20 protein-coding genes are annotated in these 21901 nt (G+C 65.8%); 8 read left to right on the top strand and 12 right to left on the bottom strand.

Features of this window, described 5'->3' with window-relative positions; translation table 11 throughout:
* Positions 1-2: 2 nt before the first annotated feature.
* From kduD to ABWW33_RS24120, 8 genes are read left to right on the top strand one after another with little or no spacing between them, the layout of a single operon-like run.
* The gene (kduD, locus tag ABWW33_RS24155; RefSeq protein ID WP_353404058.1) at positions 3-758 is read left to right on the top strand and encodes a 2-dehydro-3-deoxy-D-gluconate 5-dehydrogenase KduD; all 756 of its coding nucleotides are present in this window, start codon (positions 3-5) and stop codon (positions 756-758) included.
* On the top strand, positions 755-1831 hold the full coding sequence (locus ABWW33_RS24150) for an aldose epimerase family protein (protein WP_353404057.1): 1077 nt from the start codon (positions 755-757) through the stop codon (positions 1829-1831). The genes kduD and ABWW33_RS24150 overlap by 4 nt, the downstream gene beginning before the upstream one ends.
* Before the next feature lie 2 nt (positions 1832-1833).
* On the top strand, positions 1834-3048 hold the full coding sequence (locus tag ABWW33_RS24145) for an AGE family epimerase/isomerase (protein ID WP_353404056.1): 1215 nt from the start codon (positions 1834-1836) through the stop codon (positions 3046-3048).
* Positions 3045-3983: a carbohydrate kinase family protein gene (locus ABWW33_RS24140; RefSeq protein ID WP_353404055.1), complete on the top strand. Its 939-nt coding sequence runs from the start codon at positions 3045-3047 to the stop codon at positions 3981-3983. The genes ABWW33_RS24145 and ABWW33_RS24140 overlap by 4 nt, the downstream gene beginning before the upstream one ends.
* A 14-nt stretch (positions 3984-3997) precedes the next feature.
* Positions 3998-5935: a glycoside hydrolase family 97 protein gene (locus ABWW33_RS24135; RefSeq protein ID WP_353404054.1), complete on the top strand. Its 1938-nt coding sequence runs from the start codon at positions 3998-4000 to the stop codon at positions 5933-5935.
* Entirely contained in the window at positions 5932-7194 is a 1263-nt protein-coding gene (locus tag ABWW33_RS24130; protein ID WP_353404053.1) for an oligosaccharide MFS transporter, read from the top strand. Before ABWW33_RS24135 ends, ABWW33_RS24130 begins: the two co-directional genes overlap by 4 nt.
* Complete coding sequence (locus ABWW33_RS24125) at positions 7178-8365, top strand: glycoside hydrolase family 88 protein (protein WP_176654395.1); 1188 nt, start codon at positions 7178-7180, stop codon at positions 8363-8365. Before ABWW33_RS24130 ends, ABWW33_RS24125 begins: the two co-directional genes overlap by 17 nt.
* Positions 8366-8377: 12 nt before the next feature.
* On the top strand, positions 8378-9205 hold the full coding sequence (locus ABWW33_RS24120) for a hypothetical protein (RefSeq protein ID WP_176654394.1): 828 nt from the start codon (positions 8378-8380) through the stop codon (positions 9203-9205).
* Here ABWW33_RS24120 and ABWW33_RS24115 read toward each other — a convergent pair.
* The 12 genes from ABWW33_RS24115 to ABWW33_RS24060 all read right to left on the bottom strand — a co-directional run bounded on the left by ABWW33_RS24115 (position 9195) and on the right by ABWW33_RS24060 (position 21722).
* Entirely contained in the window at positions 9195-10274 is a 1080-nt protein-coding gene (locus ABWW33_RS24115) for a LacI family DNA-binding transcriptional regulator (RefSeq protein WP_176654393.1), read from the bottom strand. The two genes, ABWW33_RS24120 and ABWW33_RS24115, sit on opposite strands and share 11 nt — an antisense overlap.
* 330 nt (positions 10275-10604) lie before the next feature.
* Positions 10605-11513: a hypothetical protein gene (locus tag ABWW33_RS24110; protein WP_353404052.1), complete on the bottom strand. Its 909-nt coding sequence runs from the start codon at positions 11511-11513 to the stop codon at positions 10605-10607.
* A gap of 63 nt (positions 11514-11576) precedes the next feature.
* Complete coding sequence (locus ABWW33_RS24105) at positions 11577-13085, bottom strand: MFS transporter (protein WP_353404051.1); 1509 nt, start codon at positions 13083-13085, stop codon at positions 11577-11579.
* A 1-nt stretch (position 13086) separates the two neighbouring features.
* Positions 13087-14262, bottom strand: coding sequence for an HlyD family secretion protein (locus ABWW33_RS24100; RefSeq protein ID WP_353404050.1), 1176 nt, complete (start codon positions 14260-14262; stop codon positions 13087-13089).
* 18 nt (positions 14263-14280) lie between these two features.
* Positions 14281-15726, bottom strand: coding sequence for an efflux transporter outer membrane subunit (locus tag ABWW33_RS24095; RefSeq protein WP_353404049.1), 1446 nt, complete (start codon positions 15724-15726; stop codon positions 14281-14283).
* Positions 15727-15743: 17 nt separating this feature from the next.
* Positions 15744-16547 carry an Ig-like domain-containing protein gene (locus ABWW33_RS24090; RefSeq protein ID WP_353404048.1) on the bottom strand — a complete coding sequence of 268 codons (804 nt, stop codon included), beginning with the start codon at positions 16545-16547 and terminating at the stop codon, positions 15744-15746.
* A 3-nt stretch (positions 16548-16550) separates the two neighbouring features.
* Positions 16551-17714 carry a hypothetical protein gene (locus tag ABWW33_RS24085; protein WP_353404047.1) on the bottom strand — a complete coding sequence of 388 codons (1164 nt, stop codon included), beginning with the start codon at positions 17712-17714 and terminating at the stop codon, positions 16551-16553.
* Positions 17715-17835: 121 nt separating this feature from the next.
* Entirely contained in the window at positions 17836-18204 is a 369-nt protein-coding gene (locus tag ABWW33_RS24080) for a cupin domain-containing protein (RefSeq protein WP_353404096.1), read from the bottom strand.
* Between the two features lie 142 nt (positions 18205-18346).
* On the bottom strand, positions 18347-19009 hold the full coding sequence (locus tag ABWW33_RS24075) for a LuxR C-terminal-related transcriptional regulator (RefSeq protein WP_353404046.1): 663 nt from the start codon (positions 19007-19009) through the stop codon (positions 18347-18349).
* A gap of 14 nt (positions 19010-19023) precedes the next feature.
* On the bottom strand, positions 19024-20340 hold the full coding sequence (locus ABWW33_RS24070) for an alpha-hydroxy acid oxidase (protein WP_353404045.1): 1317 nt from the start codon (positions 20338-20340) through the stop codon (positions 19024-19026).
* A 46-nt stretch (positions 20341-20386) separates the two neighbouring features.
* Positions 20387-20890 (bottom strand): Ohr family peroxiredoxin, encoded by a 504-nt coding sequence (locus ABWW33_RS24065; protein ID WP_353404044.1) that lies wholly within the window; start codon positions 20888-20890, stop codon positions 20387-20389.
* A 73-nt stretch (positions 20891-20963) separates the two neighbouring features.
* Complete coding sequence (locus ABWW33_RS24060; RefSeq protein WP_176654383.1) at positions 20964-21722, bottom strand: SDR family oxidoreductase; 759 nt, start codon at positions 21720-21722, stop codon at positions 20964-20966.
* Positions 21723-21901 lie beyond the last annotated feature (179 nt).

Below are 21901 nucleotides of genomic sequence, written 5' to 3'. Positions count from 1 at the left end.
CCATGTCCGATCTATTTAATCTGAACGGCAAGACCGCGCTGGTCACCGGCGCCAATACGGGGCTGGGGCAGGCGATCGCCGTGGCCCTGGCCGAAGCCGGCGCGGACATCGTCGCCGCCGGCCGCAGCGCGGCGGACGACACCGGCCATCAGGTGCGGGCGCTGGGCCGGCGCTTCCTGTTCGTGCAGGCCGACTTCGGCTCGACCGAACCGCTGCAAAGGGTGGCCGACGCCTCCATCGCCTTCAACGGCGGCGTCGACATCCTGGTCAACAACGCCGGCACCATCCGCCGCGCCGACAGCCTCGACGTCACGGAGGAAGACTGGGACGCCGTCGTCAACACCAACCTGCGCTCGGTGTTCTTCCTGTCGCAGGCGCTGGCCCGGCACATGGCCGGACGCTGCGGCGGCAAGATCATCAACGTCGCCTCGCTGCTGTCGTTCCAGGGCGGCATACGGGTGCCGGCCTACACCGCCAGCAAAAGCGCGCTGGCCGGCATGACGCGCGCGCTGGCCAATGAATGGGCGGCGCTGGGCATCAACGTCAACGCCATCGCGCCCGGCTACTTCGAGACCAGCAACACCACGGCGCTGCGCGAGGACGCCGACCGTTCGGCGGCGATCCTGGCCCGCATTCCGGCCGGCCGCTGGGGCCGTCCCGACGACCTGGCCGGCGTCGCCGTGTTCCTCGCCAGCCGCGCCAGCGACTATGTCCACGGCGCGGTCATGCCGGTGGACGGCGGATGGCTGGCCCGATGAAGCATCCGACGATGCATGCCGTCCCCGGCGCCGACACTGCCGCACCGGGCAACGGCGGCCGCGGCTGGCGTTTGAACTGGGACCACGGCAGCGCCGAAGTGCAGCCACTGGGCGGCATGCTGGGGCCGGTGAGCCTGCGCCTGGACGACGAGCGCGAACTGGACCTGATGCACGTGGCGCCATGGGCCGGCACCACCGGCGCCGCCGGCCTGCCCGGCGTGCTGCGCCGCCTGCGCGGCGAATGGCCGTGCGTGCCCTTCGGCCGCGCCGACATCCCGGCCATCCTGCCGCCCGGCTGGCACACGCGCGCCAGCGACGACGCCTGGATGCACGGCTACGCCGCCAACCAGCGCTGGACCTGCATCGAAGCCAGCGCGCTGCGCGTACACCTGGCGATCGAGTACCCGGCCGACAGCGCCATCGCCCGCATCGAACGCGTGATCGCCGCCGATCCGGACGCGCCCGCGCTCGACATCTCCCTCAGCATCTGGGCGCGCCGCGCGGCGCGCGTGCCGGTCGGCCTGCATCCGACCTTCCGCATTCCGCCGGCCCCGGGCCGGGTGCAGGTGGCGCTGGGCCCCCATGCCGGCATCCACAGCTATCCGGCCTGCCCGCCCGGCGCCGTCTCGCGGCTGCTGCCGGACACCCGATCGGCCACGCTGTCGGCCCTGGCCGGCGTCGACGGACCGCTCGACCTGACAATGCTGCCCCTGGCCATGCCCACCGAGGAACTGGTTCAGGTGCGCGACCTGAGCGGAACCGGCGGCCAGCCGCCGTTCGCCCTGCACTACCTCGACTACGACGCCAGCGTCGGCATGTGGTGGGACACGGAACAGCTGCCGGACCTGATGCTATGGATTAGCAACGGCGGCCGCATCAACTATCCGTGGATGAGCCGCCACCTGGCGATCGGCGCCGAACCGCTCAACAGCCTGTTCGACCTGGGCCGCGTGGCGCAGGCGCCGGCCGGCCATCCGCTGGCCGACCGCCTCGGCCTGGCGCTGCATCCCGACCAACCGTGGCACACGCGCTACCGCATCGCGGCGTGGCCGAACGCCCGCCAAGGAGATTGACCATGCTTCCAGATTTTCGCTCGCGCGAGATGCTGCTGTCGCACATCGCCCACACCATGCGCTTCTACCATCCGCGCTGCATCGATCCCAGCGGCGGCTTCTTCCACTTCTTCCGCGACGACGGCACGGTCTACGACAGCCACACGCGCCACCTGGTCAGCAGCACGCGCTTCATCTTCAACTACGCCAAGGCCTGGCGCCAGTTCGGCGACCCGGCCTACCTGGAGGCGCTGCATCACGGCCTGGCCTTCCTGCGCCAGGCGCACCGCAATCCGCGCACCGGAGGCTATGCCTGGCAGCTGTCCTGGAAGGACGGCAGGAAGCAGGTCATCGACGCCGACAACCACTGCTACGGCCTGGCCTTCGTGCTGCTGGCCTATGCGCAGGCGCTGGCGGCCGGCGTCGGCGAGGCGCGCGCCTACATGACGGAAACCTTCGAGCTAATGGAACGCCGCTTCTGGCAGCCGGAGCACGGCCTGTATGCCGACCAGGCCAGCGCCGACTGGAGCGTGCTGGATCCCTATCGCGGCCAGAACGCCAACATGCACGCCTGCGAGGCGCTGATCGCGGCCTTCGAGGCCAGCGGCGAAACCCACTACCTGCAACGCGCCGCCCTGCTGGCCCACAACATCACCGGGCGCCAGGCGGCGCTGGCCGGCGGCATGATCTGGGAACACTATCATCCCGACTGGTCGGTGGACTGGGACTACAACCGCCACGACAAGAGCAACATCTTCCGTCCGTGGGGCTACCAGCCGGGCCACCTGACCGAATGGGCCAAGCTGTTGCTGCAGCTGGAGCGCCATCCGGTGGCGCTCGACGGCGAGACGGCATGGCTGGCGCCGCGCGCCGCCGATCTGTTCAACCTCGCCGTCGCCAAGGCCTGGGATGCGGAACACGGCGGCATCCACTACGGCTTCGGGCCCGACGACGAGATCTGCGACGCCGACAAATACTTCTGGGTGCAGGCCGAAAGCCTGGCGGCGGCCGCCGTGCTGGCGCAGCGCACCGGCGACGAAGGCTACTGGGTCTGGTACGACCAGCTGTGGGCCTATAGCTGGCGCCATTTCGTCGACCACCGGCATGGCGCCTGGTATCGCATACTGGGCCCCGCCAACGAAAAACTCGGCGACGAGAAAAGCCCGGCCGGCAAGGTCGACTACCACACCATGGGCGCGTGCTACGAAGTGCTGCACGTGCTGGGGAGCGAGGCATGAGCGGCCTGCCCGTCTTCGTGTCGGCCGGCGAGGCGCTGACCGACATGCTGCGCGACGGCGCCGACAACTGGACCAGCCAGGTCGGCGGCTCGACCTGGAACGTGGCCCGCGTGATGGCCCGCCTTGGCGTGCCGAGCGCCTTTGCCGGCGCGGTCAGCGACGACGTGTTTGGCGACGCGCTGCTGCGGGCCACCGCTGAAGCGGGACTCGATTCGCGTTTCCTGCAACGGCTGGGCCATTCGCCGCTGCTGGCCATCGTGTACGAGCGCAATCCGCCGCGGTACTTCTTTGTCGGTGACGACAGCGCCGACCTGTACTTTGATCCGGACCGGCTGCCCGCAGGCTGGCACGGCGCGGCGTCGTGGGTGCATTTCGGCGGCATCAGCCTGGCGCGGCCGCCGCTGCGCGACACGCTGCTGGCGCTGGCCGTGCGGCTCAAAGAACAGGGCGTGGCGATCAGCTACGACCCGAACTACCGGGCGCTGATGGACGAACGCTACGATCCGGTGCTGCGGCAGATGACGGCGCTGGCCGACGTGATCAAGGTGTCGGACGAGGACTTGTGCGGCCTGTTCCGCTGCCAGGATCCGGAACCGGCGCTGGCCGCGCTGCGCGCCCTCAATCCGGGGGCGCTTTACCTTTACACATTGGGCGCCGCCGGCGCCCGCCTGCTGCACGGCGGGCATACCTGGAGCGCGCCTGCGCCGGAAGTGCGGGTGGCGGACACCGTCGGCGCCGGCGACGCCAGCATCGCCGCCCTGCTCTACAGTTTGATGCGGCAGCCGGAGGTCGGCATGGCGCAGCACCTGCGCTATGCGGTTGCCGGCGGCGCGGCGGCCTGCCTGGCGCCGGGCGCCGCACCGCCTACGCTGGAACAGCTGCAGCTGCTGCTGCCGGCCGTGTCGGTCTACAATCACCAGGCAGTACAATCATAATAATCGAGACAACAATGAAAATCCTTGCCAGTTTGCTGGGACTGCTGCTGACGGCGCTGATGCCGCCGGCAGCGCATGCCCAGTCAACGCAGCAGCACCACCTTGCCAGCGTCTCCTCGCCCGACAACAACCTGCAGTACATCTTCTATCAAAAGGTGCTGGCCGGCGGCGAGCGGCGGCTGTACTACCGTGTCAACTACAAGCACAAGCCGGTGATCCTGGATTCGCTGCTCGAGCTGCGGCTGGACAACCACCTGTCCGAAAGCGCGATGGCGCTGAAGGTGGACCGTCGCGCCAGATGGTTCGACAACCTGGCCATCACCGGCAGCAGCGTCACGACCCACGACAGCAGCTGGACGCCGGGCTACGGCGAGCAAGCCGCGATCCCGGACCGCTACAACCTGCTGACCATCGCCATGGTCAAGGACGACAACCCGGACTACAAGCTGCAGCTGGAAGTGCGCGCCTGCGACGAAGGGGTGGCCTTCCGCTTCAGCTTCCCCGAGCACCCGAAAGGCAGCTACTACCGCATCACGGCCGACAACACCGAGTTCGCGCTGCCGGTGGGCGCCAAGGCCTGGTACCACGGCTGGGCGCAGGCGCCTTACAAGCAGATGGAGCTGGTCGACTGGCCCGACGAATCCGAGCGTCCGCTGACGCTGGAACTGCTGGGCGGCATCCATGTCAGCCTGCTGGAAGCACAGATGGTCGACTACTCGCGCACCAAGTTCAAGTTGAGCAAGGAGCGGCCGAATACGCTGGTCACGTCGATGCACGACGCGGCCGACCTGATCTCACCGTTTTCCACGCCTTGGCGTGGCATCATGGTCGCCGGATCGGCCGCCGCGCTGGCCGAGCATAGTTATTTCATCCTCAACCTGAATCCGCCCTCGCGCATCGCGCAACCCGACTGGATCAAGCCCGGCAAGATCATGCGCGTGATGACACAGACCACCGCCAGCGCCAGGGCCAACATCGACTTCGCCGCGCGCCGCGGCCTGCAGTACATCCTGTTCGACTGGAAGTGGTACGGCCCCGCCTTCAGCTTCGATTCGGACGCCGGCAAGGTGGCGATACCGGACTTCGACCTGCCGGCCATCATCGCCTACGGCAAGAGCAAGGGCATCGGCGTCTGGCTGTACGTGAACCAGCAAGCCTTGCTGACGCAATCGGACACGCTGTTCAAGACCTACCGCGACTGGGGCGTCAAGGGCGTCAAGTTCGGTTTCGTGCAGGTCGGCTCGCACCGCTGGTCCACCTGGATCAACCAGGCGATACGCCAGGCGGCCGACGCCCACATCATGGTCAACGTCCACGACGACTGGCGTCCGACCGGCGAGCAGCGCACCTGGCCGAACCTGATGACCGCCGAGGGCGTGCGCGGCAACGAGGAAATGCCCAGCGCCACCGACAACACGATACTGCCCTTCACCCGCTACCTGGCCGGTGCCGCCGACTACACGATCTGCTACTTCGACCCGCGCATCAAGACCACCCACGCGCACCAGCTGGCGCTGGCGGCGATCTATTACAGCCCGCTGCAGACGCTGTACTGGTACGACAAGCCGGAGATGGAGCACAACGAGCCGGAACTGGAATTCTGGGACCGCATTCCGACCACCTGGGACCAGACCAGGATCGTGCAAGGCATGCCCGGCCAGTTCATCACCACCGCGCGCCGCAAGGGCGAGGACTGGTTCATCGGCAGCATCACCAACAACGACGCCCGCGCGCTGTCGGTCAAGCTGGACTTCCTCACGCCGGGCAAGCAGTACCAGGCCAGCATTTACTCGGACGACGCCGGCGCGCCCGCAACGGCCAAAGGGACCCACGTGACGATCGAGCGCCGCTTGGTCGACGCCTCCAGCGTCATCGAAGCGCGCCTGTCGCCGTCCGGCGGCCAGGCGATCTGGATCACGCCCGTCGCGGCCACCGCGGGGAGCCGGCCATGACCGACAAGCAAAACCATTTCCGCTTCCTCGCCAGCTTCGTCTTCATCTACTTCTTCGCGCAGGCGATGAGCGTGTCGCTGCTGACGCTGTGGCTGCGCAGCACGCTGCAGCTGAGCGGCGCCGAGGCCGGCGTGGTGTTCTCCGCTAACTTCATCGCCGCCATGTGCTCGCAGCCGGTGTATGGCTTCATCTCCGACAAGGTCGGCACGCGCAAGCACATCCTGTGGGCGGTCGGCGCGCTGTGCAGCCTGTGCGGCCTGTTCTTCGTCTACGTCTACGCGCCGCTGCTGAAGGCCAACCTGCTGCTGGGCGCGGCCGTCGGCGGCGTCTATCTCGGCGTCACCTTCATCGCCGGCAGCTATGCGATCGAATCGTACGTCGACCGCATCGGCCGGCGCCACGGTTTCGAGTACAGCCGCGTGAGACTGTGCGGCTCGCTGGGCTTCGCCAGCGCCGCCATGCTGACCGGCCGTCTGTACAACATCAATCCCGGCATCAACTTCTTCATCGCCTCCGGTGCCGGCCTGCTGCTGATCGCCATGCTGGCGCTGTGGAAGACCGGCGGCGGCGCCGACGACGAGGCCACGTCCGCCGCCGGCAAAGTCAAGCTGGCCGACGCGCTGGGATTGCTGGGCGATCCGAAGTTCTGGCGCTTCATGGTGTTCATCCTCGGCGTGACCAATCTATACCTGGTGTTCGACCAGCAGTTCCCCAGCTACTTCGCATCGCTGTTCCCGACACCGCAACAGGGCGCCGCCATGTTCGGCTACCTGAACTCGGCGCAGATCTTCATCGAGGCCGGCGGCCTGTTCCTGTCGCCGCTGCTGGTGCGCCGCATCGGCGCCAAGCGCGGACTGATGCTGGCCGGTACCATCATGCTGCTGCGCATAGGCGGCTCCAGCTTCGCGGTCGGTCCGCTGTCGATCTCCGTGCTCAAGATGCTGCACTCGCTGGAGCTGCCGATCCTGGTGGTGTCGGTGTTCCGCTACATCGCCCATCACTTCGACAACCGGCTGGCCTCCACGCTGTACATGGTCGGCGTCAGCTTCGGCCATTCGCTGGGACTGGCGATCCTGTCGCCGCTGGTCGGCAAGAGCTACGACCTGCTCGGATTCCCGTCCACCTACCTGCTGCTGGCCGGCCTGGGCGCCGTGTTCCTCGCGCTGTCCGCCTGGGCGCTGGAAGCCACGCCGCCCGAAATCAAACGCATGAACTCACCTGCCCCGCTTGCAAAGGAATCCAATGCCTCCCTCTCTTAACCCCGCCGTCATGGAACAACTGAAGAACGGCAGCGCGCCGCAGCGCGACGACCAGCGCATGGTCGAACAGGCGCTGGCCAGCGCGCTGGCCGCCGTCGACCGCAACCTTGCCCACTTCGGCGACCAGTTCCCGGCGCCGTCCAGCGTCGGCGGCGTGTATCCGGCGATGGGCAACGACGAATGGACCAACGGCTTCTGGACCGGCATGCTGTGGCTGGCCTACGAGGCCAGCGGCGCGCCGCGCTACCGAGAAGCCGCCGAGCGCCACGTGCTCAGCTTCCACCGGCGCCAGGCCGAGCGCCACAACGTCAACCACCACGACCTCGGATTCCTGTACAGCCTGTCCTGCGTGTCGGCCTACAAACTGACCGGCAGCGCCGTCGCGGCCGAGGCGGCGATGGGCGCGGCGCGCCTGCTGCTGGAACGCTACCAGCCGCGCGCCGGCATCATCCAGGCCTGGGGCGACTTGAACGATCCCGAACAGGCCGGCCGCATGATCATCGACTGCAACCTGAACCTGCCGTTGCTGTACTGGGCCAGCGACTACAGCGGCGACCCGGCCTTCCGCGACGCCGCCAACCGCCATATCGAAGCGGCCGCGCGCCACATCGTGCGCGCCGACGGCTCGACCTTCCACACCTTCTACTTCGATCCGGCCAGCGGCGCGCCGCGCCACGGCAAGACCCACCAGGGCCATGCCGACGATTCGTGCTGGGCGCGCGGCCAGGCGTGGGGCATCTCCGGCTTCCCGCTGGTGTACCGCCACAACGGCGATACGCGGCTGCTGGCGCTGTCCAAGGTACTGGCCAACTACTACCTGAACCGGCTGCCGGAGGACGGCATCTGCTACTGGGACCTGATCTTCACCTCGGGCACGGAAGAACGCGACAGCTCGGCCGCCGCCATCGCCGCCTGCGGCCTGCTGGAGCTGTCGAATAACCTGCCGCTGCTCGATCCGCTGCGCGCCGACTACCAGCGCGCCGCGCTGCGCACGGTGCGTCAGCTGTCCGAGCGCTATCAGGGCGACGACGTCCCCGGCGGCGGCCTGCTGCGGCACGCGGTCTACCACAAGCCGCACGGCGTCGGCATCGACGAGAGCTGCATCTGGGGCGACTACTTCTATCTCGAAGCCCTGCTGCGCCTGAGCCGCAGCTGGACATCCTACTGGTAACACGGAGCACACATGACATTGAACCACCGATTGCTGGCCATCGACGAAGGCCGCCAGCGGCTGTCGCTGATCGACACCACCCGCCCCGGCGCAGGCTGGAGCCGCGACCTGGCCGACTTCCCCCTGGCGCGCGACATGCAGCGGCTGGACGCCAACCGCGCGCTGATCGGCTTCGAGCGCGGTTACTTCGAGATCGACATCGGCAGCGGCGAGGTGCTGGCGGCCTGCGACCGCTGGGCCGACGTGACCTCGGCCCGGCGCATGGACGACGGCACAACGCTGGTGACCGGCTTTAACCTCGACGGCGAAGGCGGCATCAACGTACTGACGCTGGACGGCGGCGGCCAGCTGCTGCGCACCGCGCGCCGCGACGGCGACTACGTGCGGCTGATGCGCCCCACGCCCAGCGGCAGCTACCTGCTGTGCATGAACGATCATATTCTGGAAACCGACAGCGCGCTGAACGCGCTGCGTGAACTGCGCGCGCCGGGTTTCGAACATGCGTGGAAGGCGGAGCGCTGCGCCGACGGCTCGACGCTGGTGGCGGCCGGCTATGGCGGCTTCATGGCGCGCTTCGATGCCGAGGGTCGGCTGGCCCGCACATTCGGCGGCGCCGGCGACAGCGACGGCAACATGGCGCCGGAGATCGCGCCGTTCTTCTATGCCAGCTTCCAGCAGCTCGATAACGGCCACCTGGCGGTGGCCAACTGGCAGGGGCATGGACCGGACAACGGCGCCAAGGGCCGTCAGCTGCTGGAGTTCGATGCGGCCGGCCGCCTGCTGGGAGGCTGGTCCGATCCGCAGCGCATCTCTTCGCTGCAGGGCATCCTTATCCTGTAAGCGCGTCGCCGTCCTGGATGCCGGCGGCGGCCGGGTCCGACGACTCGCGGACGATCAGCGTGAACGGCATCAGCTTGTGCTGCACCGCCGCGGGCCCGCCGGCGCGGCGGCGGCGTATCTGCTCGATCAGCAGGTCGACGGCGGCGCGCGCCATATCGCCGATCGGCTGGTGGATGGTGGTCAGCTCCGGCCAGACCGTGGTGGCGACCGGCGTATCGTCGAAGCCGCACACCACCAGGTCTTCCGGCACCTGCAGGTGCAGGCCATGGGCGACCGCGATCACGGCGGCCGCCATGTCGTCGTTGGCGGCGAAGATGGCGCTGGGGCGGCTCTTGCGGCCCAGCAGCTGGCGCGCCGCGCTCAGGCCGGAACGGTAGGTGAACAGGCCCGGTGCGACGCGTTCCCGCGCCACCGTCAGGCCGGCTTGCGCCATCGCGTCCAGGTAGGCCTGGTAGCGCAGCTGCGCCGGCGTGTGCAGAGGATCGCCCTGCACAAAGGCGATGTCGGTATGGCCCCGCTCCAGCAGGTAGCGCATCATCGCCATCGCGCCTTCATAGTCGTCGATGCGCACGGCCGAGACGCCGGCCAGCGGCCGGCCGGTGGCGATGGCGACGGTCGGCATGCCGATCTGGTCGAGCTGCTTGAGCGCGGATTTGGAATCGCACAGCGGCGGCGGCACCAGGATGCCGTCGGCGCCGTTGGCGATCAGCCGGGCGATGGCGCTGCGCTGGCTGCGCATGTCGTCGCAGCGCTCCAGGATCAGCTGTCCGCCGCTCTGGCTGCACTGCTCCATCGCGCCGACCAGGAAGGCGCTCAGGTAGGCCGAGCTGGGATTGCTGTACAACAGGCCGACGCCCAGCGTACCGATGCGGGCCGCGCGCGCGGCAAAATTGACCTGGTAGTTGAGCGATGCGGCCGCCGCCACCACCTTGTCGCGCGTGGCTTCGGAGACGTGCGTATTGCCGTTCATGACGCGCGACACGGTCATCGCCGAGACGCCGGCTATCCGGGCGACGTCGTAGATGGTTGCGCCGCTCTGGCTACGGTCGGTTTGTTTTACAGGCACCATTGATTCCGGTTGTTCAGGCAAGTGTCGATTATATGCGGTCAGGTTGAGAAAACCCAGCAAAGTCAGGCGCAAAGCCCGAGTTTAGCGGCCCGGACGCGGTGTTGCACCGCCACTCAGCAAGTGTACGGACGAAAAAAGGCCGGCGGCTGAAAATGCCGCCGGATCAAAGCGGCCGGGACGGCCGCCTAAACACTGGCGAGTGACGGTGAAACAACCGCTACCGAAAACCGCTGAACCTAAAGTTATCGATAACAGAACCGATCTTATCACAGCTTTTGCGCGGCGCGGAGCTTTATTTATTGGTGCTCCGAGCCATGACGCGCCTGCAATTTAATCAGGGAGATTGACGGGCGCGACGGAGCCCAGCCGTCCGGCCAGCCACAGCGCGACGTTGCTGACGTAACGGTGCACTGAACGCAGTGCGTGGGGAGTCGTCGCCAGACTGTTCCCCGGCGCCTCGCTCACGAAGTCGGGGCTGCCCAGCTGCGGATTCCAGTTGTAGTCGGCAAAATGGTGAAAAGTGGATTGCGCGATCACCGGCCCGTTGCCGGCAGCCGGTTCGATCGCGACGGCTATATTGAACGGGTTGCCGGTGGCCTTGCTGATGCCAGTGGCGATCACGCGCGCCTGCGCCACGCCGGCGGGAGCATCGACCGCCCCTTCATGCGGATGTGCCGGCAGATAATGTACCAAGCCGTCGTCCGTCTCCGCATCGCACAACACCGGATGCGCGGGCTTGACGACTGTGATGCGCTGCGCGTCGCCGTTTGCCCCCGAATGAAAATTGGGCCACAGGATCTGCGGCGTGCCGCGATCGTCGGGCGCCGGCAGCGGGCTGCCCGCTGCGCGATTGTGGGTATGGAAAAGATGCGTCGCGCCGATCAAGTCTATCGAGCAGATTGAACAACCCAAATCCATATGGTCGCGCGTAACCATCAAGCCCCCGCCTCTGCGGTGGAACGCCGATAGCCCCGCGCTGTCGTCGGCATGCAAGCCGTCGCCGGTGTCGACCGCGAACAGCCACACTTGCCCATAGTCCGACTCCGCCAATGTCGACAGTACCGGATCGGCGTTGCCGACGCTGACGCGATCGCGCGCGGTCACGTCAAATAGCGGCTTGCCGTCGGCGCCGGTCAAGCCGGCCAGCAAGTCGCGCAGCAAAGAGAAACGGCCGATATGCCAGTCGTTGTCGGTGGTTACGATGGTGGTCTGCAAAAGGATTTTGATGGGCTTATTCATAGCTGCGTCCTTACAATTTGTAGTGAATAGCGGGGCCGGAGACGTTCCTGGAAAGGCATTGCGCTATTTGAACACACGTTGAACCATCACGATCCCGACCAGGACGACCGCCACGACCATGAGCAGCGAATAATACTCGAGTCCGGCCAACAGGTTCGCCTGCTGGGTGAGCATCTGACTGAGCTGTACGACCGCCTGTGGCGCATCCATGCCGGCGTTTAGCTGGTCGCGCGGGCCAACGAACAGCGCGCTACCGCCATGGAATCGCTCCACCAGCGTTGTAGTGTGCTCGCTGATGCGCCACTGCATCAACAGCGTCGATCCGGCCACACCAAGGGCAACGCCAAACTGGGAGCCCATATTCTTGACCATCTGGCCGTGGTTGAAGCCGATTGGATCGTTCTGCAAATCGGCGAAGCTGTGGATTGCCGTGGTCACCATCGCCAGGATCAGGAAAGCGCCAAAGGCAGCGATGGCCGGCAGCACATCTTCCCATAGACTGGCCTCCGGCGTCAGGCGCGACAGCTGCCAGGCGAAAAAGAACAGGAAGGCGAAGCCGGCGACGTAAAACTTGCGCGCCGACGGCCATCGCTTGAGGAGCATCACCATGGCGACGAACGCAAGCAGGGACGACATCAGACCGATAGTCTGCATCGTGCCGACAGCCCGCCAGGGCGCGCCCAGGGAACGCTGCAGCAGCAGCGGCAGCATCGCATTGTTTGCGCCGAGAATAACGTAGCATAAGGAAAATACGGCAAGCCCGGTCAGATAGCGCGGATGCATGAGACGGAGAAATGCGATCATCGGACGAGCGTGCCGGCGCTGCTGGCGTATGACCAGCCAACCGCCCGCAAGGCCGGCAACCAGGCAAACGAGCAGAGGCACCGCGTCGCTGTAGAAGTCGTAGACCGCTCGCTGTACCGCGTAGAGCGAAAGCAGGCTCACACAAAAGATGGACGCGGCAAGCCATGGGCTGGACTGGCTCCTGTCCTTGTCGAGTGTCAGCCCGCGCGGAAGGCAAGCGTTCGCAAAGAGGACGGCCAACGCGGCAATCGCCGAAGGGATGGCGAAAATGGCGCTCCAGTTGTCGGTGTCGAAAGCCGTGACCGCGACCCAGGGCGCCAGTGCATTGCCAAGCGCCAGCGCGGTGCCGAAGGCGCCAATCCCTTTCAAGCGCTCGGGGCTGGGCGGAATCAGGTTGATCAGCAGGCGCGCGGTGGTCATGAAGCCGCCCCCTCCGCAGGCCATGATCGCACGGCCGAGCAGGAAGGGAGCGAGCGAACCGCTCGTCGCGCAGATCGCGCCGCCGACGACAAATAGCGCCACCGACAACTGAACGAAGGCGCGCCAGCCGAGACGCTCGACCATCCAGTGTTGCGTTGCAATCGCTGTGATGGCGATCGCCGCATACAGCACCGTCGCGAAGACGAATTCATCCGGCGATACGTTAATTCTCCCCATGATGGCGCTGGCGCTGAAGGCGATCATCCCCGTCTGCAAAAACTCCACGCTGTTCAGCATGAATATGGTTGCGAGCAGCGCCGGCTGCCGCGGATGGCGGGCGGCGTCCATGTCAGCGCGCCGCAGCGGCGCCCAGATTGGCCGCGATGGTTCGCGCAGCCAGTTCGTCCGCTTTCGCCAGCTCGCCGTTGAACACATCGGTCCGATAGTTACTGCGCTTGCCAGGCTGCGTCATCGCGACGGCGCCGTCGCGGCGGCGGGTGTCGACTGCCACCTGCATCGACAAGCCGAGCTTGAGCGGATGCGCCGCCAGCTCCTGCGGCGCGATGGCAACCCGTACCGGCACGCGCTGGACGACCTTGATCCAGTTGCCGCTGGCGTTTTGCGCAGGCAGCAGCGAAAACGCGCTGCCGGTTCCCGCATCCTGTCCGACGATGGTGCCGTGATAAAGCACCGCGCTGCCATACAGGTCGGCTTGCAGGGTCACCGTTTGTCCGATGCGCAGGTGGCGCAGCTGCGACTCCTTGAAGTTGGCGTTGACCCACATCTGCTCGGCAGGAACGATGGACATCAACGGCGTGCCGGCGTTGACGCGCTGGCCCAGCTGCACGCCGCGCTTGCTGACGATGCCGCTCACCGGCGCGAGCACGCGGGTGCGCGCATTCGCCAGATAGGCGTCGCGCAATTGCAGCACGGCGGCCTGAACGTCCGGATGCGTGGCGATGCTGGTGCGGTCCACCAGCGACCTGGCGCTGCTCTGCTGTTCACGCGCGACCGACAAGGCGGCGCGGGATGCCAGCACGGCATCTTGCGCGTGGGTGAGTTCCTCCCCGGAAATCGCGCCGTTGTCCACCAGTTGGCGCCGGCGCGCCAGGTCCGCTTCTGCCCGGGCCAGGTCGCTTGCGCGCAGCGCCACATTGGCGCCGGTTTGCGTGGCGTTGGCGAACTGCGCGCGCACTTGCCTGACCGCACGCGCCAGCTGGGCCTGCGAGCGCTCCAGCGCCAGCCTGGCATCCACATCGTTGAACTGCACAAGTATCTGGCCGGCTGCGACAAATTCCGTGTTGTCGGCGGCGATCATGGTCACCGTGCCGCCCAGTTGCGGCGTCACCTGGACCACGTTGCCATCGACGTAGGCGTCTTCCGTGGTCTCGCTGCCGCCGTCGGCGTAGTGCATCCAGAGGGCAGCCCCGACGGCGGAGGCAATCAATGCGGCCGCGCCGATGCGGAGGGCCTTGCCGGCGCCGCCGCTGGCGGCATCGGTTGGAGAAGTGTCTGGTGTAGTCATGGCGCACCTTGTGCAAAGTTAGTTTAAAGCGGGCGCCGCAGCGTCCATCGCATAGCCGCCACCGAGCGCGCGGACCAGGCCGATCTCAAGGTCGAACGCGCGCGTGTCGAGGTCGATGCTGGCGCGCGACTGCGCGAGGACCTGGACTTCCGTCGCCAGCACCTGCAGATAGTTGCCCACGCCGGCCCGATAACGCTGCATGGCCAGGTCGTTTGCCTGCTGCGCGGCGGCCAATGCGTCGGCCTGGAGCGCGGCCCGCTCTGCGAGCGCGGCAATCGAGGTCAGCTGGCTGGCCACGTCGCGCACAGCCTCAAGCAAGGTCAGGTTGTACTGCTCCACGGCGGCGTCGTATTCGGCATCCCGCGCGGCCAGGTTGCCGCGCAGCCGGCCCCCATCGAAAATCGGCAGGCTGAGGACCGAGCCCGCGCCGGTCGTGCGGCTGCTGCCGTTGAGGAAGCGGTCAAATCCCAGGCTCTGCAAACCGATCAGGGCGCCGAGATTGAACGATGGCAGAAACTGGGCTTGGGCAAGCTTGATGTCCTGCGCAGCCGCTTCGACACGCCACCGTTGGGCAACCAGGTCCGGGCGCCTTGCGATCAGGTCGCTGGGCAGGTACGCCGGTACCGCGACCGGGGCCGATTTCGGCAAGCGTGGCCGGGTAATGGCGTCGCCACGATCCGGCCCCGCGCCCAGCAAGGCCGCCAGCTGATAACGTGCCAGCGCCAGCGCTTCGCGGGTGGCGGCCAGCTGTTCGCGCTGCACCGGGAGCGCCATTTCCGCTTGCTTGAGGTCGACGCGGGAGTCTATGTGCGCATGCACGCGCTGCGCCGTTAATGCGAGTACCTGTTCGCGTTGCCGCAATGTCGCCTCGGCCAGGTCCAGTTGCGCCCAGGTTTGCGACAGCCGCAAATAAGCTTGCGTGATGGTGACGGCGAGCATCAGGCGCGCCGCCCGGGATTCCACTTCGTTGGCGCGCAGGCGGCCGATGGCAGCTGCCAGGCCAGCCTCGTTCTTGCCCCAGAAATCCAGCTCGTAGGACAGGTTGACGCCGGCGTCATTGCTCCAAGCCCAGTTGCCGGCAAGCGGCTTGGGAACGGTGCTGTTTGCGCTGAACAGCTGCCGGCTGGTCCGGGCGCCGGCCGACAGTTGCGGTGATTGTGCCGATGCTGCGACGCCTGCGGCCGCGGCCGCCTGTCGTACCCGGGCATCGACCACCCGGATACCGGGATTGTTGGCCAGCGCCTCCTTGATCATGGCATCGAGTTGCGCGTCACCGTAACGCATATACCAATCCTGCCGGGGCCACGCAGCCGGCGACAGCTGCACCGTGCGCAGGGCATTCTCGGCCGTCAAGCCGTCCGCGGCCGCGATCCTCGATTGCGGCCGGGATCCGCCATCGCTCGCGCACCCCGCAAGGACGGCGATGGCGCCGGCGCAGACGGCTGTTAGTAGAAAGCTGTTCATGACTTATTCCTGTATCGTCATTGCCGGTCCGATTGTGCCGGGTGCATGCCTGCGCCTGGTCTCCCGCCCGGCCCCACAGCGAAGTCGATCACCGCATCCACCGGAGAGCTGGGCGGCGTATCAATTGCCGTTTCGAACTGCCCCCCCAAACGATTGCCGGCGGGATCCTCCAAAGTGCCACGGGCGACCAGCTTGTACGCGCCGGCCCGCCATGGCCCCCTCGGCGTGAAGGTCCAGACCCTTTCACCGTCCTTCAATTGGGCGCGTCCGTCGATCCGCCGGTTGTGGCTGTCCGCAATCGCCAGGTAGTCGGCCTCCCGGCCATCGATGGGCCTATCCAGCGCCACGACGAGGGCTCGCTTCGACCCGGCCTCTACGGTCGACAGTTTCCACGCCGTCGATCGCGGGCCGTTCTCCTCCGCTGGCCTGACACGCCAGCGCCGGATGGGATGCCCGTCCAGCGCCAGGACGACGTCATCCCCGGCCGCCAGGATGGGTCCCATTTCCTCCCTCGCCTGCAGGCCGGTCTTGACGCGCCCCGGATGCATCAGGATGGTCAGGATCTTGCCGTCCGGGGACCACAGCTCCTGCTGAAGAAACGGTTGCTGGACCGGCCTGCCATCGGTGTGCGACATGGCAAGCCTGGGCAGGACCGGACCTTCGGCGGGCGCTGCAAACTCGATGGAGATGCGCAGCAGGTTGGCAGGCACTTCGGCCGCCGATGGCTGAACCAGCACCACGCGCGGCGCTTGCTGCGCGGCGCAAGTGCTGCTCAGCACAACGGCCAGCGCGGCGGCGGCAATCGATGGACGCGGATGCATGGACTACTCCGATGCCTTGATGAAGTCAGGGAAGCCCTCTTCCTTCAGCAGGATGTCCAGCCGCGGCTTGACGTATTGCATCTGGAAGGCGTTGCCCTTGAAGCTGTATTCCGGGAACGCATACTCCGAGACGTGGTCGGACAGGCGGAAGCTCAAGTCCTTCCCCATGGAGACCAGTTGCAGCGCATCTTGCTCAAGCTCCCGGCGCACGACGATGAAGGACTTCTCGTCCAGGTTGTCGAGCCTGAGCGTGCCGGCCAGCGGAACTTGCGCCACGTTCACGCCGGTGACCTGTCCGAACGGCACGATCTTTTCGATGCCCGGGCCGGCGTCCGCGCTTTCCAGTTGCGACACGGGGATGACGTTCGCCACGCGGCTGAAATTGACCAGCAAAAGAAAATCTTCAGCCTTGCCCTGCTCGGTCTTGGTGTACGAGATCATGTCGGCGGGCGTGTTGCCGTAGCCGAGTTCGGCGACCGTCTTGCCGCGGACGTGGGCGCCATCCTTCAGGTCGTCGAGCGGAATGGTCACCAGCGGCGTGCAGGTATAGGCGGCCACGAGGTAGGGCTTGCCGCCCCAGGTCGCAAAGCTCATCGCCCGTATCGGCGCCCGTGTCTCGATCAGGTTGTGACCGGCATGATAGATTTCCACCGAGGTGGCCGACTGCTGCGCCCCAAACGGATACGGGATGCGCCGCAGGGTCGACGCGAAATCCTGATTGGACAGGCCGGCGACGAACAGCTCGCCGTTGCGCCACTTCATGTCGGTGACAGTGAAACTGCGCTCGGGTGTCTCCTTCCAAAAACTGTAGTTCGTGGTAGGTGCGTTGCGCAGCGCCACCGAGGTCGACGGCGCCGCCTTCAGGTCGATGCGGCGGGTCTTTTTGTCGCTGGTCACCGCAATCAGCGCCGGCGTTTTCGCGGCGCCGTAGCTGATCGCGACATACACCTCGGCGGTGCCGGGCCGGACCACCATGTCCTCGACGGTGACTTTGGCGCCGTCGACCTGGCGGGACAGGCGCTCCTCCAGGTCCAGTATGTTGAATACCGTTCCGGCCGGTTTTTGCGGCGCCGCCGGAAGCGTGATGGCGTGCACGCGCGCCGCTTTCCAGTCGGCGACGAACAGGATGTTATCCGGCCCGGCGGCCAGGCGGGAGATGGATTTCACGTCCGCCGCGTAAGCGCTGGCGGAGACAAGCAACAAGCAAGATGTTGCGATGAAAGGAATACGCATGAGCAGCTCCTATTGAAGATGAAAAAGATGAAAACAATCCTTGGTACCGCAGCGTTCACTTCACCGGTATCAACACCGGCTTTTTCTCGTCCTTGACCAGGAAAACCAGAAACTTCGCAGGCTTGGTGGCGCTCGCGTTGCGGCCCACCGTGTGGATGTCCCCGGGGCCTTCGTAGAACGTCTGGCCGGGCGTCAGCGTCTGTTCCTTCCCGCCTTTTACGGCCATCACGATGGAGCCCTCCAGCACATAGATGAAGCCATGCGCGTCATGGCGATGGACCGGGTCGACGGCGCCCGGCGGATATTCAACCAGCAGCATCAGCCCCTCTTTGCCGGGCAGGTTTTTGAATGGCTTCTCGATCAGTGGCGCAACCAATGCATCCGGGGCGGCGCTCGCGTGCTGCGTGGCGATCACACTAGCCATGGTGCAAAACACGGCGGCGAATTTCTTAATATTGAACATGTGTTTCTCCTGTTGTTGGCCATCTAGTCTAGTGGCGGAAGCCCGTGCTTCGGTAGTGCCATGCCAGGCTTCACAGTGGTTCCCTATCAGCATCAATCGATCGCTACATATTCCAGCCCCCCATGTTTTCTAGCGGCTCATGCAGCCCAAGATCCATGGCTTTGATGACGGCCTGGGTCCGGGTGGACACGCCCAGTTTCTGGAATAATTGCTTCATATGGCTCTTCACGGTTCCGACCCCGATCCCGAGTCCTCGCGCAATCACCTTGTCGGAACTTCCGCGCACCAGCACCTGCAAGACCTCCGCCTCGCGCTGGGTCAATGGCGTTCGTCGCAGCCACTCGGCTTCCAGGCGGCCGGCCATCGGGCTGAGGTAGCAATCGCCGCGGCTCAGCATGCGTACGCCCTCGACCACCTCGCTGGCATCGCAACCCTGGATGACATAGCCGCGTACGCCGCTCTCCATCGCATGCCTGATCGCGCTGGCCTTCACCTGATAGGTCAATGCGAGCACCGGTTGGACGGAATACCCGCTGGCATGACGCCAACCTTCACGCGCCACGGCGATGCCGGATTCGTAGTCGGCGATGACGACGCAGGCGCCCACGCGCAACAACGCACTGCACGGACCAGTGCTGACGCGGAAGTCGGGCTGCATGGACAGGATGGCGCTCAAGCCCGCGCTGACGATAGGACACTTGTGCATCACATGTACCTGGATCGTCCGCATGCTGATCAGTTCAGCAGAGAAGGCAAGGGTTTGCATAGGGCTTCCCGGAATCAGCGCGACGCTTGATTAAAGTCGCTGATGACAGACGCCGCCGTAATCTGCTTCAGCGTGGTCGCTCCGGCTTGCCGCATGATGGTTTCGAATTCGCGCTGGAGGATGGCCAGCACCGCATCGACGCCCGGCTGGCCGAAGGCCGCCAGGCCCCAGCAATAGGGCCGGCCGATGCCCACGGCGGTCGCGCCCAGCGCGAGAGCCTTGTAGACGTCGGTGCCGCGCCGTACCCCGCCGTCGACCAGCACCGGAATGCTGCCGCCGACCGCCTTCACCACATCCGGCAGCGCGCGTATCGTCGACTGCAGGCTCTCCTCCGCCCTTCCGCCGTGGTTGGAAACGATGATGCCGTCGACGCCGGCCTTGACCGCTCTTGTCGCGTCCTCGGCCGTCATGATGCCCTTCAGTATCACCTTCATTTTGGTGGCCATGCGCAGCTTCGCCACGAAGTCCCAGGTCATGCCGGTGCCGTACAGGTTGGTGACTTTCGACACGTCGATCCCCTGGAAATTCGGCTTGCGCGACACCTCATTGGCGAAGCCGCCGCCATGGCAGGCAATGCAAGTCCGGTCGTCCTGGCGGCGGTAACGGAACAGCGTCTGCGTATTGCGCCCGCCCTGGCGGTCGACGGTCAGCACGATCGCGGGCGTGCCGGCCGCTTCCGCCTTCCTGATCAACGCCATCGTCACGTTCCAGTCATCGGTCGGATATACCTGCAGCCAGACGGGGGAGCCATGCTCCTTGCTCGCATCGGCAATCGACGTGTTGCCCACCGAGGACAAGATCATGTGCATGCCCCTGGCGCGCGCGGCGCGTGCCACGGCCCCTTCCGCGTCTGAATGAAAGGCGCCTTGACTGCTGATGGGAGAGATATAGATCGGACTGGCAAAGGTGGCGCCCAGCAATTGAAGACGGGTGTCTATCTTGCGGGCGTCGACCAGGCGTTGCGCCTTGATGCGGATCCTGGCGTAGTCTTCGCTGTTCGCGCGCAGTGTGGCGTCACCGTCGACGCCGGTGGCGAGATAACCGTAATGGGCGGGCGGCAAAGCCTTGCGCGCCGCCGGCTCGAAGTCAAACACATCGAGCGCATCTTCCGGAGCATCAATAATGTCGCCGATTTTTTTGGTCTGGGCGCGCAACACATCGTAGCTCTGCGCCTGGGCAGCCTCCGGCAAGGCCGCCAGCAGCGACGTCAAGGTGGCAAGGCCAGCACCGCTGCCGAGCAGTGGGCTGGACATCATGTAACGCAGGAATTGGCGTCGCGCGTTGAGCTCCCCCGGGCCTGCGTTGTCGGGACCGCCGTCAAAAATATTCATGATTTTCTCTTTCGAAAAATATTGCCTGGGAGTGCCACTGCCGGCGCTACCGCGCCGGCTTGGCCAAGGCGACGATGCAAATGATGCCGTGCCTCGCCATCTTGGTGTACGGGCACACGCGTTCCGCATTTCGAACCAGTTCTTCCGCCACCGGGACGGGGACGCCAGGGATTTCAATGGTGACCTCGGCAACCAGCATATAAAGTCCGTCCACCGGGTCTCGTCCAAAAGAGACGGAGACGTTGACCTGGCAACCTTCGAACTTGATGTTGGCCTTGGTTGCCAGCAAGTTCAGCGCGCCGTGGAAGCAGGCGCCCAAGGCAGCGGCAAACAATTGCTCGGGATTGGTGCCGCCACCGGGGCCGCCAAGCGCCTTCGGCAGTCGCAGCTCGACGTCGAGACTGCCGTCGTCCGAGCGGGCTACGCCCGAAGCCCGTCCGTGCGATGCGATCCCGCCGGTCACGCTGACACTGCTCGAGTACAGGGGTTTAAAGTTCTCACCGACGTATTTATCCAGCATGGAAGTCGGTGGCGGGGACAGTTCTTTCATTGGGGGGAAGCTCCTACGTCTGGGCCACACCATGGGCCAACATTCATCCCGGCAGACCTGCTGCCGGACCGACTTATTTGTGCACGGCGCCGGCGGTCTTCAGCCAGTGCCCGAGCGTGATCGTGCCCAAACGCGCCTGACCGATAGGCACCAGGCTAAGCTCGGCCAGCTCTGCGCCGAAGTACCGTGCGTGCGCGTCGGCCACGACAGGACGGGCGTCATTGGTGCTTTTCAGATAGCGCTGCACCAGGCCGGCCATGCTCTCGCGCTCGGGGCCGGCAATTTCAGCAATGCCATTGATGGGACCACCCAGGGTAAAGTCGGCCACGGCGGCGGCGACATCGTCCGAAGCGATCGGCTGCATCAAGCCGGACGACAGGCGTATCACCTGGCCATCGAAGCCTGCCGTGGCTATGCCGCCGAGGAATTCGAGGAACTGGGTCGCACGGACGATGGTGTAAGGCAGGCCCGATTTTCGGATCAGCTCTTCCTGCGCGATTTTCGCGCGCAGGTAGCCGCTGTCGGGCAGGCGGTCGGCGCCGACGACAGACAGCGCGACGTGATGCCGGACACCCGCCGCTGCGGCCGCAGCCAGCAGGTTGCGGCCGGAAGTCTGGAAGAATTCCATCACCGCCTGGTCTTCGAACGAAGGAGAGTTGGCGACGTCCACCACCACGTCGGCCCCGGCCAGCGCCCGGGCAAGTCCCTCGCCGGTGATGGTGTTGACGCCGGATGCAGGCGAAGCAGGAAGCACCTCATGGCCGCGTGCGCGGAGAATGTTGACCAGCTTGCTTCCGATGAGGCCGGAGCCTCCGATAACGACGATTTTCATATTATCCTGCCTTTCGAGATGGATGTGATAGCGCGGTATTGCTGAAGAAATTCTAGGCTCGCCCCCGGCAGTGCGGTAGGCCTGCGGCGGGCCGCACGATGGTTCATGGGAGGCAACAATCGCGTGGGCGCTTGTCATAATTAAAGGGATATTTGTCATTTACGTCGGGTAAGTTCGAA

The sequence above is a fragment of the Duganella hordei genome (assembly GCF_040369125.1).
GTDB lineage: Bacteria > Pseudomonadota > Gammaproteobacteria > Burkholderiales > Burkholderiaceae_D > Rugamonas > Rugamonas hordei.
The sequence above is the reverse complement of the archived record's forward strand: the minus strand, read 5'-3'. Positions and strand labels throughout refer to the sequence as shown.

Bases quoted from the DNA above. Each gene is read 5' to 3' on its own strand.
- kduD (WP_353404058.1), top strand. From the start codon at position 3: ATGTCCGATCTATTTAATCTGAACGGCAAGACCGCGCTGGTCACCGGC.
- ABWW33_RS24150 (WP_353404057.1), top strand. From the start codon at position 755: ATGAAGCATCCGACGATGCATGCCGTCCCCGGCGCCGACACTGCCGCA.
- ABWW33_RS24145 (WP_353404056.1), top strand. From the start codon at position 1,834: ATGCTTCCAGATTTTCGCTCGCGCGAGATGCTGCTGTCGCACATCGCC.
- ABWW33_RS24140 (WP_353404055.1), top strand. From the start codon at position 3,045: ATGAGCGGCCTGCCCGTCTTCGTGTCGGCCGGCGAGGCGCTGACCGAC.
- ABWW33_RS24135 (WP_353404054.1), top strand. From the start codon at position 3,998: ATGAAAATCCTTGCCAGTTTGCTGGGACTGCTGCTGACGGCGCTGATG.
- ABWW33_RS24130 (WP_353404053.1), top strand. From the start codon at position 5,932: ATGACCGACAAGCAAAACCATTTCCGCTTCCTCGCCAGCTTCGTCTTC.
- ABWW33_RS24125 (WP_176654395.1), top strand. From the start codon at position 7,178: ATGCCTCCCTCTCTTAACCCCGCCGTCATGGAACAACTGAAGAACGGC.
- ABWW33_RS24120 (WP_176654394.1), top strand. From the start codon at position 8,378: ATGACATTGAACCACCGATTGCTGGCCATCGACGAAGGCCGCCAGCGG.
- ABWW33_RS24115 (WP_176654393.1), bottom strand. From the start codon at position 10,274: ATGGTGCCTGTAAAACAAACCGACCGTAGCCAGAGCGGCGCAACCATC.
- ABWW33_RS24110 (WP_353404052.1), bottom strand. From the start codon at position 11,513: ATGAATAAGCCCATCAAAATCCTTTTGCAGACCACCATCGTAACCACC.
- ABWW33_RS24105 (WP_353404051.1), bottom strand. From the start codon at position 13,085: ATGGACGCCGCCCGCCATCCGCGGCAGCCGGCGCTGCTCGCAACCATA.
- ABWW33_RS24100 (WP_353404050.1), bottom strand. From the start codon at position 14,262: ATGACTACACCAGACACTTCTCCAACCGATGCCGCCAGCGGCGGCGCC.
- ABWW33_RS24095 (WP_353404049.1), bottom strand. From the start codon at position 15,726: ATGAACAGCTTTCTACTAACAGCCGTCTGCGCCGGCGCCATCGCCGTC.
- ABWW33_RS24090 (WP_353404048.1), bottom strand. From the start codon at position 16,547: ATGCATCCGCGTCCATCGATTGCCGCCGCCGCGCTGGCCGTTGTGCTG.
- ABWW33_RS24080 (WP_353404096.1), bottom strand. From the start codon at position 18,204: ATGGCTAGTGTGATCGCCACGCAGCACGCGAGCGCCGCCCCGGATGCA.
- ABWW33_RS24075 (WP_353404046.1), bottom strand. From the start codon at position 19,009: ATGCAAACCCTTGCCTTCTCTGCTGAACTGATCAGCATGCGGACGATC.
- ABWW33_RS24070 (WP_353404045.1), bottom strand. From the start codon at position 20,340: ATGAATATTTTTGACGGCGGTCCCGACAACGCAGGCCCGGGGGAGCTC.
- ABWW33_RS24065 (WP_353404044.1), bottom strand. From the start codon at position 20,890: ATGAAAGAACTGTCCCCGCCACCGACTTCCATGCTGGATAAATACGTC.
- ABWW33_RS24060 (WP_176654383.1), bottom strand. From the start codon at position 21,722: ATGAAAATCGTCGTTATCGGAGGCTCCGGCCTCATCGGAAGCAAGCTG.